General features: G+C 51.0%; 13 protein-coding genes and 1 pseudogene. 2 read left to right on the top strand and 12 right to left on the bottom strand.

Annotated elements, in window-relative coordinates:
* Positions 1-2: 2 nt before the first annotated feature.
* Together JF515_RS16710 and JF515_RS16705 are read left to right on the top strand one after the other, a co-directional pair.
* Positions 3-1232 carry a PepSY-associated TM helix domain-containing protein gene (locus JF515_RS16710; RefSeq protein WP_203105596.1) on the top strand — a complete coding sequence of 410 codons (1230 nt, stop codon included), beginning with the start codon at positions 3-5 and terminating at the stop codon, positions 1230-1232.
* 298 nt (positions 1233-1530) lie between these two features.
* Positions 1531-1731 carry a SymE family type I addiction module toxin gene (locus JF515_RS16705; protein ID WP_203105595.1) on the top strand — a complete coding sequence of 67 codons (201 nt, stop codon included), beginning with the start codon at positions 1531-1533 and terminating at the stop codon, positions 1729-1731.
* A 161-nt stretch (positions 1732-1892) separates the two neighbouring features.
* Here JF515_RS16705 and JF515_RS16700 read toward each other — a convergent pair whose 3' ends face one another.
* From JF515_RS16700 to JF515_RS16650, 12 genes and pseudogenes are all read right to left on the bottom strand, one after another.
* On the bottom strand, positions 1893-2915 hold the full coding sequence (locus JF515_RS16700; protein ID WP_203105594.1) for a hypothetical protein: 1023 nt from the start codon (positions 2913-2915) through the stop codon (positions 1893-1895).
* Between the two features lie 162 nt (positions 2916-3077).
* Positions 3078-3722 carry a hypothetical protein gene (locus JF515_RS16695; protein ID WP_203105593.1) on the bottom strand — a complete coding sequence of 215 codons (645 nt, stop codon included), beginning with the start codon at positions 3720-3722 and terminating at the stop codon, positions 3078-3080.
* On the bottom strand, positions 3719-4645 hold the full coding sequence (locus tag JF515_RS16690; RefSeq protein ID WP_203105592.1) for a nucleotidyltransferase domain-containing protein: 927 nt from the start codon (positions 4643-4645) through the stop codon (positions 3719-3721). The genes JF515_RS16695 and JF515_RS16690 overlap by 4 nt, the downstream gene beginning before the upstream one ends.
* Positions 4646-4771: 126 nt before the next feature.
* Positions 4772-6445, bottom strand: a complete 1674-nt coding sequence (locus tag JF515_RS16685) for a hypothetical protein (RefSeq protein WP_203105591.1) — start codon at positions 6443-6445, stop codon at positions 4772-4774.
* Positions 6446-6734: 289 nt separating this feature from the next.
* A complete protein-coding gene (locus JF515_RS16680) occupies positions 6735-7007 on the bottom strand; it encodes a hypothetical protein (RefSeq protein ID WP_203105590.1) in 273 nt (90 codons plus the stop codon).
* 30 nt (positions 7008-7037) lie between these two features.
* A complete protein-coding gene (locus JF515_RS16675) occupies positions 7038-7694 on the bottom strand; it encodes a hypothetical protein (RefSeq protein ID WP_203105589.1) in 657 nt (218 codons plus the stop codon).
* 272 nt (positions 7695-7966) lie between these two features.
* Complete coding sequence (locus JF515_RS16670; protein ID WP_238401134.1) at positions 7967-8350, bottom strand: hypothetical protein; 384 nt, start codon at positions 8348-8350, stop codon at positions 7967-7969.
* Positions 8351-9238: 888 nt separating this feature from the next.
* Positions 9239-9667 (bottom strand): hypothetical protein, encoded by a 429-nt coding sequence (locus JF515_RS16665; protein ID WP_238401133.1) that lies wholly within the window; start codon positions 9665-9667, stop codon positions 9239-9241.
* Positions 9668-11072: 1405 nt separating this feature from the next.
* Entirely contained in the window at positions 11073-11237 is a 165-nt protein-coding gene (locus tag JF515_RS19490) for a hypothetical protein (protein ID WP_238401132.1), read from the bottom strand.
* 9 nt (positions 11238-11246) lie between these two features.
* Positions 11247-11375: pseudogene (locus JF515_RS19710) on the bottom strand (hypothetical protein); the annotation flags it as partial.
* A gap of 71 nt (positions 11376-11446) precedes the next feature.
* Positions 11447-12133, bottom strand: a complete 687-nt coding sequence (locus JF515_RS16655; protein WP_203105588.1) for an NYN domain-containing protein — start codon at positions 12131-12133, stop codon at positions 11447-11449.
* Positions 12134-12335: 202 nt separating this feature from the next.
* Complete coding sequence (locus JF515_RS16650; RefSeq protein ID WP_203105587.1) at positions 12336-13604, bottom strand: DUF6161 domain-containing protein; 1269 nt, start codon at positions 13602-13604, stop codon at positions 12336-12338.
* Positions 13605-13822 lie beyond the last annotated feature (218 nt).

Raw genomic sequence — 13822 nt, 5'->3', positions numbered from 1 at the left:
GAATGAGGATGCGCCAACGGCTGGTGCAACTGCACCGCTACGTGGGGCTGGTGATGGCGGGCTTCCTGATCATCGCCGGCCTCACCGGCGCGCTGCTAGTGTGGTATTACGAGCTGGACGCCCTGATCAACCCGCAGTGGCTCAAGGTCGAGCCGCCGGCCGCGCACAGCGAACCCCTCTCGCCCTTCGCCCTGCGCGACCAGGTGGACGCCGCCCACCCGGACGCCAACGTGCACTGGATGATGCTCGCGCCCCCGGACGCCCACAGCCCGGTGCGCTTCTTCCTCAGCGCGAAACCGGAAGCGGCCGCATTGCCCATCGACGAAGTGTTCGTGAACCCCTACACCGGCCAGATCCTCGGCGGCCGCCTGTGGGGCGACCTGAGCCAGGGCATCAGCAACCTGATGCCCTTCGTCTACCGCCTGCACCACTCCCTGGCCCTGGGCACCATTGGTACCTGGATCTTCGGCCTCATCGCCCTGCTCTGGACCCTGGACTGCTTCGTCGGCGCCTGGCTCACCTTCCCCCCGCCACGCCGCCGCGACGCCCGGCACCGCCCCCGCCGCTTCTGGAAACGCTGGGCCAAAGCCTGGCAAATCCGCTGGCGCGCCGGCGGCCACAAACGCACCTTCGACCTGCACCGCGCCAGCGGCCTCTGGCCCTGGGCCCTGCTGCTCGTCTTCGCCTGGAGCGGCGTCGCCCTCACCCTCTACGACGAAATCTACCGCCCCACCACCGGCCTGCTCCTCAGCTTCCAGGAAGACCCGCTCGCCACCGTGCCCACCCGGGCCAACCCCAGCCCACAACCGCCCATCGGCTGGGAACCCGGCTACCACGCCGCCCGCCAACACCTTGAAGCCCTGGCCCAAGACCGCGACCTCAAAATCCACGCCCTGGAACGCTTCGCCTACACCCCGCACAAAAACGCCCTCAAACTGATGGCGCGCACCAGCAGCGATGTGAACGAACGGTTCGGCGAGACCTGGGTGTACGTGGACGCCACGGACGGCGCCCTACTGGGCCACTACCTGCCCACCGGGGAGGCGGCGGGGAATACGGTGACGACCTGGCTGACCAGCCTGCATATCGCGGCGGTGGGTGGGGTGGGATATCGGGTTGTTGCGACGGTGTTGGGCTTGGCGGTGATCGTGTTGAGCGTGACGGGGGTGATGGTCTGGTGGCGAAAGCGAGGAGCTGCGCGCGTAACGAAACCAATCGCCGTGCCCAGGTAAGCAATAGATTAAAAGTGTGTAGGAAAAGTGCGTCATCGCCGCTGTTGCGCACTGGACATATTGACAGTAGCGCAAACAGAACTACACTTTGCACAAGGAGCGTCGAAACTCCCACAAGCGGGCCTCACCGCAACCCGAACCAACCGCGGTATTTTTGTGCCTGAAAACCGGCCTGTAAGGGTCGGGAGGTCTGGGGAATACAACACCTTCGGGAAATACCCAGAGCAGTTCTTGTGGCTGTTTCGAACCTCCTGACCACCATTGCTTTTAATTCGAAATAAGCACAAGGAGCAACACCATGAAACAGCGCAAGCTGAAAGTCCGCAAAGGTCACTGGGATTACACTCTGAAAAGTGAACCCTATAGCGGCAACCGCATCACGCCCTTCCTTCTTCTCAAAGGTACCTGGCTGGAGCAGGCCGGGTTCAACATCGATACGCCTGTGTCGGTATCCGTTGAAAATGGTCGGCTATCAATTATTCGGGATCATACTAGATGAGAACCGCGCCCCGGTCATCGGCCGGGGCCTCCTGTGCTTTGATAAACACGGGGTATGATATAACGTTTGGCTCAGGTGCGTTTGAGGCGACGACCGCTTTTGCAGCAGAAAAAATGGGCGGCGGATCAAACGTCCCCTGCAGCGATTTGTTATATGGCAGATCACCGACGTTCAATCTGGATCCCATAGCGTTTCTCTACGTGGCGGATGAATTCTGATATTGCCAACTCAATGGCCTTCAGAATATGAAGATAGTCGGCTTTTTTCAGCGACCTATCTATGGCAAGATGATGAATTACCCCGTGCCTGTATTGAATTATTTCGGCAACCCGGTTCTCGAGGTAGCCAATAGAAGCTCCAATCTTCCTCCTCTTGTAGAGCAGCGCGCGTACATCAAGACCAAGCCAAGCTTTATAAGCTTTGTTTAGCTGATCTAAGTTTTGAAATGTATAGCTCTCGGCGATCAGCATCTCGACTGTCTTACTGCCATTTTTTATTTCGAGAACGTCTTCAAAAGCTATTTTCTGTTGATGTGACAGCATCGTTGCTTGTGCTGTGTCGTCATAGCGTAGAAGAACCTGAAATGCTCTTGAGAAAAAATACTCGAAGACCGCCACCGCAAATGGGACTAAGCCGTTGTAGATCACTCGGCTTGGATCAAGGCTGTTGGTGAATTCAATGAATTCTCCAGCCTTCCCGTTGGCAACATTTGGGTTGTTAAATGTCGGATCTGGCAATGCGTGCCGCACTGCTGCGATTTTCTGCTCAACGTGCTGAACGACAGCAGAGAGACCGCGACTAAGTGGCGTGCTGATATCGTCCCATAGAGGGGCATAGCGATTTGTGCCGTAATCGCCCCTGATGGTTCCGCCGAACTTCCGGCGCGCAGACCTGAGGACATCATTGAGCATTTTTACGTCATGCCAACTTGCGCTGTAGAGATTTCTTACATGCAGCGCCCAGGGATTACCACAGATTTCTAACTCATCTCCCGACACTGGATAAACGTCGGCAGAAACGCCATCAATGGAACGAAAATCGATCTCATCAAACCAACTGAAATTCAACGTACCCTGGGGCCAATCCCACCAATGATCACATTTCTTGAACCCAAGCTGAACAAGATGATCTCGCAAATCTTGCTTAGTGGCTTCCGCTGGATAAAGGGTGAGATCTCTTCCCATGGGTCGTTTTACACCGCGCGCACAACTGCCATATAACGCCCCTGATCCGGCGCGAAATTATGTTGGCGTGCCTTTTGCGACTTTTGCAAAAGGCATGACGATATACTTTTGTCGCTCAGGCTCGGATTGTTATGACATCTGTCTCTATGAAACATGAAATTGCTACTCGCTACTGAAAGCATCGTCCGCGTCTACAAACCGCGTGTAGACCTCAGGCTTCCTATTGTTAAACTCCATTGTTCCGTTAGTCTTGCGATCAGTCCAATACTTCGCAGTTAGCGTTCTTGGCTGAACGCTTGACCCATGTGTTTCCACTATCATTGCGCCCTGATGCATCTCACTAATTCGTTCATGCCGTAAATGAACATTCGGCTCATTGGTATAAACCCCGATGATTTGATAGCCATTGCCGCTCGGAGAAGGACGCACATGGTCAGCGATGAGCCACGACTCTGACTCTGGCGTCATGAGGTGCATGTTCAGCTTTGACAAAGTTTGTGTCACCCCCATGTAGCACTCAATTGGTGCAACTCTCTCATTGGTCTCCGGACGAACATAGCTAGATTGAATCACTACTTTCCATGTTCCCCTCAAATCAGGGCGTGCAAAGAACCATCCATGAAAAAGCCGATTCCGCCATAACCAGAACTCAAAAAGTAGGCCGACAGCCACAAGCCCACTTACTACAATGCTAAATGGCCTTGCATGATCCCAAGAAACTGGAGTTCCTTGGAGCCACAGAACCGCGAGCCAAATCACCGCAGCAATAGCTAGAAAGGCGGTAATGTGCAGTCTTTGAATAGTCATAGCGGCTTCACACCAACATAATCCCAAATGTCATTGATGAGTTGATGCGCCTGCTCTCTTGTCCAGGGTTGCGAAGGGTGGAAAAGGTATTTTATTCCATCGACCTCGCACCAATGATCAGACAACTCCTTCGATCTGGTCTGCTGCCATAGAAACCCCAAGACTGATTGGACTCGATCGACCCAAAGCTCGTGAGCAAAGCACCAGTCAGGCGAATTCCAAGCAAGGCACTCCAATAGGTAGCCTGGGGTAGATGTGGCAATTTGATGTCCACCATCCTCCAACTCGATGCGCAGCTTCTTGAGTATCCGCACCAAGCCTTTGTACCGATGGCCAGTGGCGCTGTTCTTCGAAACACCGTTCTCGTAGTGCAGTGGTGTCGGCGGCCAGTAATCAACCAATCGCTCGGGGTAATTCTCAATTCTTCCACCCCCTTTGTCAGGAAAGAGTACAACCCCTGCACGATAGTCCCCGCTGCTCCAGTATTGTCGGAACTCAAAGAGTGGTACGGCATCAGCTTCCACTTGAGACTGAGTGGCCTTAATGTCAAATGCTTTATTCCCCCTTTTTACCGAAGCGCGTCCGAAGTGATTTACCAAGGCTCCTTCGAGCTCGTCTTTAAACTGAGAGAATGAGTATCCTGCATCGTAGTTTCCAAAATCTGTATCCCTCTTCCCTTCCGGGTACTGGGCAATAAAATATTCGTAGAGCATTACGCCAACGTCCACATCGCTCTCTTTTCTCACATTTACCCGGTTGCGAAACGAGCCTTGGGTAAAGACGAGAATTTTTCTGGCTTGTAGCTTCTGACTACCATTTACGGCGGCAGTTATGGCTCGAATCACCCGCTCACAACGCTCTTGTTCCGTTTTGCTGGGCGACTGTGCCCAGAATGAGAACGAACTTTCCCAGTCTCTAGCCAAAATCACACTCCTTTCTGATCGTAGCTCGCAAGGTCATAACGTCCACGTTCAGGTGCGTTTGAGACGATGGCCGCTTTTGCGGCAGCAAAAGTGGGCAGCGAGTCAAACGTCACCTGCAACGTGTTGTTATGCCTTTGCATGACTAAGCTTAAAAAGCATCCCAACTGGCGAGCGTTTCACTCTGTTGTTTTCCTCCGCAAGATCTCTAATGGATTTTGGAATATCTCGGAGCTTCGGCGCATCTAAAAGCTGGTCGGCAGCGATGGCGGCAAGACCCCAAGCGGGAATTCCGGTTGCCGTTGCGGCGACCGCGAGGGAACCCACCACAAACCAAGACCCAATATCGCTTCCGGCAAACTTCCAGCCTTTGCTACGCAATTCATCAACATTCCTCTTGTGTAGATCGAACGCAGCATGGAAGTTTTCAAAAATTTGATCACTTGTCCGATGAAAGTTATTCGGATTAGCCTCAGCAAGTTCCTGCACACCTTGTCCGATGATTTGTCGAATCTCCGCCAGCGCACCATCTTTGCGAATTGCCACAAGCGCTTCCGGTGGAACATTTCCCAACCAGGTCATCTCGTTTTCAGCGAGATGCTGGAGGCCTCTTAATACATGAAGGGCTTCTTTCGGATCATTACCCTCAACGCGCTCTGCGTCATACTCCAGTTTCCAGCCAAAGTATTGCCATGAGGTAGGTGCATCAATAACCGGAGTGCCTTGTAAACGTCTTGCTTTGATTAGTAATTCGTTGCATGTAGCCATTCGACCAGCAGCGTTAGATGCAACGATGGCGCCGCAGTGATCTGTGCCAAGTAGACCAGAGAACCCGCCCGACGCCTTGGAAAGCTGTTCTTTGAGTCCACCAGACACTTCCGAGTCAAATAGTACACGACTGGGATCAACTACCGCTTTTTCGACCAAATCAAACGACGGCAGCGAACCAGCGAACTCCATCAACTCTTCGAATGATTCAAAGGATCTGCCAAAAATCTTGGACGAATGAATAAGCGCATCTTGTTGCCCAAGTTTCGCAAAAAACCGTTGCTCGTCCTCTTGAAGAACGGCCATATCTGGAAGCACCACGACTATGGGCGGCGACAGATCCGCGCAAGCCAATTCCTTGTATTGAAGTAAGTTCATGGCGTGCTTGATCATGTAGTAGGCCCTTTTCTGATCTGAGGCCCTGCTAAAGATCAATTTGGTCCTGAGAAAGGGACATGGCAGGATCAAAGTATCGGTATAAAGGCCGCACTTCGATGCTAGGTTTTCGTATGGCGACGGAAACAGATCACCTCCGAATACCCCTTTCAGACAACCATGCATGTCTTCCATATGGGCGTGCGCCGCATCCCCGCACTGCGACCAGAACTCTTCAATAACCTCCAAAAACTGAGGCAGATTTTCAATCAAACCGGCTATCGTTTCCGCATTCTGGGAAAGCGCCATCCCCGCATCGTGCGGAGTCAGATCACGCTCCTTCATGACCTGGAAGTAGCGTCCAAAATTCTGATCTATGAAACTGAAGTAAGCCTCCTGAATTTCAGGGAGAGGAACCGCTTCTTTTAGTTCCTTCCTGTCATGCATGAATTCAGCAGCAAGCGCCAGTGAACGAACACTTCCATCTACCGTTTCTAGGTCAATACTGCCGTCAGGATTTGTTCGAATTTTTTGGAGACTTTCAACTACGCCCAAGCCCTCAGCAAACTTGATCTTCCCCGCTTCTAATTCTTGCTTAAGCAATTCCAAGCGACGACGGAGACGAGCTTCGTAAGCGGCTTGTTCGTCATGGTTATCCACTATTCTTCCCCAAAAGCATAACAGTTTATTCACCGACGTTTGTCGTATATCCCCCGACATATATCCGGGCGCCGTTCCGATCAGGCGGTGCGGCAAGACTGCGCGTATCGACGCCTTACATTTGCCACCGACTTTCCGGTCGGCGACCTTTGCGACATGTGACGTTTATCTCTCTATCTTATATCTCGCACGTCTAATGTGTAGGTCACTAGAATATGGCATATCGTCCAATGGATGGGCTACCCATAACCTGAAAGGGCAATGATTTTTCATTTTCCACCACAACGACTTATTTTCTTAAGTTCTTCTCTATCTGCACTTGGCAAAGCGCTGTCTGGGCTTGAAGTTTATGCGCGAAGGCCTTTTCTTTCCCATAGGCGTAACCGACCGCGCCACCAATAATCCCGCCGACAGCCGCAAAAACAAGCTGACCAGTTGCGAGCCCAGCGAAACCCAGCAATATAACCCCGAGTGCAGTGTAAGACCGAGTTACACTATTAGCTCTGGCATACAACCTATCAGCGAACTCTTGTATGATATCTGGGTTATATATTGTTTTCATGGCGCCCCCTTTTTAAATTTTCATTTTTAGTTATCTATTCGGGAAATTTCTTATCAGCTTATAGGTAATGCTGCTATTGTCAGCATTCAAAACTTCTATTTGCGCTCCCTTGTAGCCTATTACCCTTGACGCCGAAAGGTCATACTCAACCTCGTTATTGAATGCGGGCCTAGCGGTGTTATTGCTAAACTCTCGGTATCCGATATTTATCTTGCTTCCTACGCGACCGCTGTATATCAGTGTCTGCTGAAAACTATTTTTTGTTTCCGAAACTCGCCCATGCCTCTCATAGTCAGCATCATAACAAGCACGGCTACCCAATGTAGTAATAACACATAGTTTGCTATGGCCTTGTTTCTTTATGGCCAAAGCTTCAATAGGGTCCGATAGCGCACCTCTGATGACGCCGACCGCTGAAAAGAAATCCTGCTTACTATCGAACCCTACTTGTGGGTAATTATTGCTGGGGATGTCGTAAAGGAAGCCGTCAACACGCTGTTTTACATATAGTACCTGCTCTTCATATATAACGCCCTTTTCGACCATATGATCCCCAACGTATGCTGTAACCTCTTGCTCCACAGGAGGGTAATCAACGTTTTTTACGGCCATCGGTGAACCATTATATTTTACAGTCGTGCAGCCGCTCAGAAAAATGATAACCAAAAGCACAGATGCTATCTTCAATTTGAACCCCCTCCCAATTTTTTAATCACGGCAGATCAAGCTGGTACAAAATTTCCGGTTTACCCCCTTTCTCTCACACCCCAAATGAGCTCAGTGTGCTGGGCTTTATCACGAATAAAAACGTGACCGACTTCACAAGTCAACATTTGTATCCGCTTGTCGCGCAAACACAAAAAAGGGCCACAAAAGGCCCCTTCAAATAGTAACGACTAACTAACTGCCAGGGCGGCACCATCACTCACTCCAAATCAAATCCAACTTCTTCGCCGCCTTCACCTCATCCAGCTGGCGCGCGGGCCGGTGAACGGCGCTTCGGTGACGGTTTCCGGGTTGGTGTTCGCTTCTTCCAGGGTTTTGGCCATGGCGTCGACAAAGTCGTCCATGGCTTCCTTGGTTTCGGTGGGCTCGATCAGGAAGCATTCGGGCACCAGCAGCGGGAAGTAGATGGTTGGGGCGTGCTGGTTATAGTCGAGCAGGCGCTTGGCGATGTCGAGTGCGGTGACGTGGTTGTCCTTGGCCAGTTTGGCGAAGGTGAGGATGAATTCGTGGCTAGCACGGCGCTCGGGGTAGGCGGCCTGGCAGCCGATGGCTTCGAGGCGCTTGAGCAGGTAGTTGGCGGCGAGGGTGGAGTATTCGCCGACGCGTACCCCATTCACGGGCGAGCATCACCGTGCAAAAGCAGGCACGTAGAAGACAACTTCAGTTCATTGTGCTATTCCCCAAAGACCGGAGAATAGTTGCCCTGCTAGCCTTTTTTGTCCGGTTCCTTAGGCGGGGAACTAGGAGCCTTAGGTACTTTTTCCATTGTGGGAATGTTAGCGCTATTTCCTGCTTTCCCTATGTCTCTCGGAATTCTTTCCATTGAAGGAACATTGGCACTCTTACGTATCAGACCGCCCGACACGTTCTTTCCTTTACTGCTTTCATCATTCATTTCCACTACCTCTGCACGTTGAGGATGACGAAGGTTACAATCAATATTATCGAAAAAGAAAACGCCAATCCAGTTATTGCATTGGCCCAACTATTCATGGTTGCATATACATTTCTGCGATCAAAGGCCCCATCATTTTCTTCTATATAATATTCTCTCGCATTTTTTATCTGTGCATTTATAGCTTTATTTCCGATAAAATATGCAAAAAGGGAACTTAGCACACTAATGGTTAGCAATATCCAGCTAATCTTCAATAGACAAAGATGGAGCGCACCATCTAACGGTACAATCAATTGAATGGCCGAAATAGATAGCGCCAAACAGCTGGAGGACAACGTTAAAATCGCTCTATCGTAGTTCTCAGTGTTAGACAAATCCCTCTTTAGCAACTCGTCCCTCAACGAATCAAACATCCTTTTTGACTCGAGTCTTTCCTCTTCTGTTCGGCTAATGGCCCACCCCCAGTATCTCGATTCCCTTTCAGGACATTACGTAAAAACAATTTTAAAGGTTATCTTCTTATCGATTCAATGGCTAACGATACTTACCGATCAGCCCCTAGAAAGAAGAGCCACCAAGGGGCTAGGAGGTAATAGCTAAATAGACCCTAAACCATCAATAGTACTTGCTTCAAACTGCATCCAATCCCTCTACGTCTTGACCTCATTCGGTCGGCGTACGGGCTGGGTAACCGGCGCCTCTGGATGGTCTCAGGGTTGGCCTTGGCCTCTTCCACTAGCTTGGCCATGGCGCCGACGAAGTCGTCCATGGCTTCGTTGGTTTCGGTGGGCTCGATGAGGAAGCATTCGGGCACCAGCAGAGGGAAGCCGATGGTGGGGGTGTGCTGGTTGTAGTCGAGCAGGCTCTTGGCGATGTCGAGCGCGGTGACGTGGCGGTCCTCGGCCAGTTTGGCGAAGGTGAGGATGAATTCGTGGCTGGCGCGGCGCTCGGGGTAGGCGGCCTGGCAGCCGATGGCTTCGAGGCGCTTGAGCAGGTAGTTGACGGCGAGGGTGGAGTATTCGCCGACGCGGATCATGCCTTGGCGGCCGAGGACTATCGTAGAGCCAGCGCGCGCTACATCAAGTGATGTGATTGCAAAAAACAGAAACGCGGGACCTGAAATTCGCCTCGTTTAAACGCGATTCGAATTCAGACATAATTTCCTGGATATCCAGAGATTTTGGCAACGGCAAGTCGGCCAGCTGTATATCTCGGCGACCGTGGAAATTTGCCTCAGCTATCTGTCTGGCTATGCCATTCAAGGCGTAGAAGGTTCCGTTGTTGTAAAGGTAAAGATGTAGGCTACCGTTTCCTTTTAACGACATCGCGTTACATCCAACCACTTCCTGATCACTTACAAACCTGACCTGGCACTTAATAGCTGATCCTGGATAGATCTTTGCGTCAAGATACGCAAGGGTTAAAGCATCAGAATGTTTGTTCGAGCTACTACATGCCGACATGACCATCAGCGACAGCATTATTATAAAAAACCGCTTCATTATCCCACCTTTTTATCTTTTCAGGTATTTAACCCAGCACCGTGTGCTGCATAACCTATAGCGTGAGCCAAGCTCACGCCTATTACTCAATCGCGCCTATGGAAGAAGAAGCGGCTTCTTATGCTATGGTACGAATTATTAAAGTGGGGCAAGATTAGCTCTAGCAGAGGTACGACTCAACTGCAATTTTGACAAAGATGATCAGCCTCTTCCCAAGAAGTCATACAACACCTCCAAAACTACCGGATTCTGGCTCTCACAGCGCCTTGCCCCGACAAAAGCAGTAACCAATTTATTTTTTCCCAGTGCCTTTAGGCTTAGACTTGCTTGGAGTTTGAGAAAGTGCGCTGCCTGCCGCCGATTTGGTCGCCTTTGACGTACGCCCATCTCTGAGCACTGCTGATGCCGCTTTTGCGGCCTTGGTACCGGTTTGCCTATTCGGAGTGCCTTTTTGCGATAAAGCGCTGCCAGACGAAGTCTTAGATTTCGAGCCTGTGCCCTTACCGGTTAATGTCTTTGAAGCACTTGAAGCGGCCTTCCCACCCGTGGTTCTCGTATTCCTAGCCATAACTGGTTCCGTTTACACAACACCCTCATTCGTGACGATGTGCCAAAATCATAAGCTCAGTTACATCAGTTCTTGCACCCATTTTTCTGGCAGTTCACCTTTTCAGCGGTATTCACCCAGTGACTTGGATGTTTGGTCGTGTCTTCACCGCATCCTGTCTTTCCGCCCTTTTGCCCTTTGTGGACTTTGCCTTCTTCGTATATGTGCTTAACCGCCATGTCGAACCTCCCAATTTTAGTGATATGTGCCGAATATCTTCACAGAACAGCAACCACTTTTTAGAACGTGTCAGGCATCATAGTCAACACTTGTGTTCGCTTGTCGCTTAACCACAAAAAGGGCCAGATAAGCTCGCTTTTAAATAGTAACGACTAACTAACCCTTAAAACCCCACCATCACTCACCCCAAACCAAATCGCCGCCTTCACACCGTCCAGTCGGCGCACGGGCTGGGTGAACGGCGCTCCGGTGACGGTATCCGGGTTGGTGTTGGCCTCTTCCGGGATCTTGGCCATGGCGGCAACGAAGTCGCCCATAACTTTCTTGGTTTCGGTGGGCTCAATGAGGAAGCACTGGGGCACCAGCAGCAGGAAGTAGATGGTGGGGGCGTGCTGATTGTAGTCGAGCAGGCGCTTGGCGATGTCGAGGGCGGTGACGTGTTGGTCCTTGGCCAGTTTGGCGAAGGTGAGGATGAATTCGTAGCTGGTGCGGCGGTCCGGATGGGCAGCTTGGCAAACTGGGTGATCTACCAGTAATCCGGCTTCTTGATTGGCTTCTTTCTTGTCGGTATCTGGTCGGGAAGGTGTGATTGCGAAAGCTCAACATCGGTAATGTGATGCCGAGTCCAGTCTGCAAACTTGCTGAGGCTCTTATTTCCCGGGCGATGCCCATTGAATGACTTTGGGTCCCTGATAGGAAAAATAACACCCAATTGGAGCCGTCCGCCGAGGTCCTCTTTCAGGGCTTTCACAACGGGAGCCAAGTCTGTGTCATTCGAAACAAACACCAGCTGATCAACGCCAGCTTTGAGGCCGTCACGATAGGCTTCCAAAGCCATATTGACGTCCGTTTCCTTTTCCTCAAGACGCCATACAGCGACTCGGCGGGACTTATCAGGTGGCTGCCTATATTCAAGCAGGCGAGCCTTTTCCAGACTGTAATAACCTTTGATGATTTCCACTGTGGAAGGGTACAGCGCTTCCAAAGCTCGATGGTATGACTGCTGGGCAGTCACGGCGTCTTGCCCGTGCGTGGCAATTTTGGCCCGGATACTAGCAGTAAAATATTTGATGCAAACAAGCTCGGAGCCGGGGTCTTGGACGCGAACAATGCGCTCGAATAACAGCTTCTGAATGTCCAGCCATTTATCCTTGCTATGTTTTAGGCAGCCGTAGAATAGGTTGTAGCCGTCTACATAGATAATGGTTTTCATGCAGCGGGGCTCCGGTAAAATTCGGTGCCCCAGAAATGAGAAAACCGCCCAGAAGGCGGTTTTCCCGCCCCAAGCAGCAGCCAACTTAATGACCCTGCGAGGGGGGAGTCGTGCTTGACATGGTGCGATATCAACGACAGGTTGTCAACCTTAAGTTGACAACCTTGCATGAGGCGGCTGGCATTTAACTTACTGAAAAATATCAATTTTTTACCCTGGAGACACCCGCAATGACATCTGCGGGGCTGGGCATCGTGGGCCCATGGTCACCGCCGAGCAGACCAGAATCTGAGCGGCTGAAAAGAGCCTGGAGAACGATGTCTCTGGACTTAGTATCCAGAGCCCCTTCGTTGATTAAGGACAGATAAAGGTGGGAGAGCTGCTCTCTTTCCTCTGCGTCACGCTGTAGATGATAGGAGCTGAATGTCAATCTGGAGAGGACGCGGACCAGGAAAACGGCTGCCGCAGCGGAGGCCCCGAACAGAGCGACGCCTTGCAAACTGTGCAGGCCGAATGGAATTTCGGATTTATTCGTTAGCCATTCCCAGAAAAAAGCACCTGCGGCGACGGATAGCAGCAGAGAAAAAAGTATTAGCAACCTGGCCCAGCCTTTACCTTGGCGTCCGAGGGCACCGGCCCGGTCCGCCCAATACTTAGCAGGAGCTTCCAGTCGAAGCTTTTCCCGATACAGCGCCTCCAGCTCCTTGTTACGCTCGACAGCATAGTCAGCCATGCTTTTAAATAGCTCCGAATGCGCTGCTACAGACTTTATAGAATCTTCTCTGTAATGAGTGAACCAATCGGCAGTCTGCTTCTGCATCCGGTCGAACCACTCTTTAAAGCTACTCTCTGTTCCGCTTCGCCAGCTGTCAATCTCATTGCGAAATTCCGCTATTTCCACTACTAGTTTGTTGCGTTCTTCTTCGAGATCTTTTCTTAGCGTCTCAAACGACTTCTTCTCTGCTTTACGGCGCTTTACCAGATGTGATCGGTCTTGTAGGCGATATTCGTAGGCCATCAGAACGCCGGTGAAGGAATCAAAGCTCGGCGGATTCCCTACCGTTTGAGCTTGATCACTAATCATTGAATCACGAAACGCATTCCCTGACGCCTGGGAATACTTGTAGGCGGCCAGCATTGCCTCGACAAAAGCGCCACCTCTGTACACCCAGTTTTTTATCATCCAGCCTTTAAACGCATCTTTTTCTCTCTCAAATACCTGCTTGAGCTGGGTGATATTGTACTTCCCGGGCTCTGCGAGCTCTGCTTTTTCTAAGGAATTCATCTTTTCCAGGAAAGACGAGATCTGCTCCGGAACTGATGTCAGTGCTTTGTCGAGCTTATTACCGAGCTCTTCTTTTTTTTCGTTCCAGAATCGACGCTCAGCTTCCAGAAATGAGCGCACCTCCTCCGAGGTCTTTAGCGTAAAAGATTGCTTCGTCTTGTCGGTAATCCTTAAGTTAACATCCATATTTGGCTACCTTTTATAGGGCGGCGCCTAATTTTTTTATGGTATTCAGAAGTAAAGTAGCCTACAAAGCTAACTTTTTTGGGTTTGATTGCTCTCGGCCACGTTTGGCGGCTTATTGTTATACGTCCACAGCCAGCGCGGCGCAAACTCCTGAGCCACACTCGATAGCCTGCCGCGCAAACACAAAAAAGGGGCCAGAAAAGGCCCCTTCAAGTAGT

This window comes from Alloalcanivorax marinus, assembly GCF_016785095.1.
Classification (GTDB): Bacteria; Pseudomonadota; Gammaproteobacteria; order Pseudomonadales; family Alcanivoracaceae; genus Alloalcanivorax; species Alloalcanivorax marinus_A.
The sequence above is the reverse complement of the archived record's forward strand: the minus strand, read 5'-3'. Positions and strand labels throughout refer to the sequence as shown.

Coding starts and splice junctions, on each gene's coding strand:
- JF515_RS16680 (WP_203105590.1), bottom strand. CDS start 7,007: ATGAAAACAATATATAACCCAGATATCATACAAGAGTTCGCTGATAGG.
- JF515_RS16655 (WP_203105588.1), bottom strand. CDS start 12,133: ATGAAAACCATTATCTATGTAGACGGCTACAACCTATTCTACGGCTGC.
- JF515_RS16650 (WP_203105587.1), bottom strand. CDS start 13,604: ATGGATGTTAACTTAAGGATTACCGACAAGACGAAGCAATCTTTTACG.
- JF515_RS16665 (WP_238401133.1), bottom strand. CDS start 9,667: ATGATCCGCGTCGGCGAATACTCCACCCTCGCCGTCAACTACCTGCTC.
- JF515_RS19490 (WP_238401132.1), bottom strand. CDS start 11,237: ATGGGCGACTTCGTTGCCGCCATGGCCAAGATCCCGGAAGAGGCCAAC.
- JF515_RS16705 (WP_203105595.1), top strand. CDS start 1,531: ATGAAACAGCGCAAGCTGAAAGTCCGCAAAGGTCACTGGGATTACACT.
- JF515_RS16700 (WP_203105594.1), bottom strand. CDS start 2,915: ATGGGAAGAGATCTCACCCTTTATCCAGCGGAAGCCACTAAGCAAGAT.
- JF515_RS16695 (WP_203105593.1), bottom strand. CDS start 3,722: ATGACTATTCAAAGACTGCACATTACCGCCTTTCTAGCTATTGCTGCG.
- JF515_RS16710 (WP_203105596.1), top strand. CDS start 3: ATGAGGATGCGCCAACGGCTGGTGCAACTGCACCGCTACGTGGGGCTG.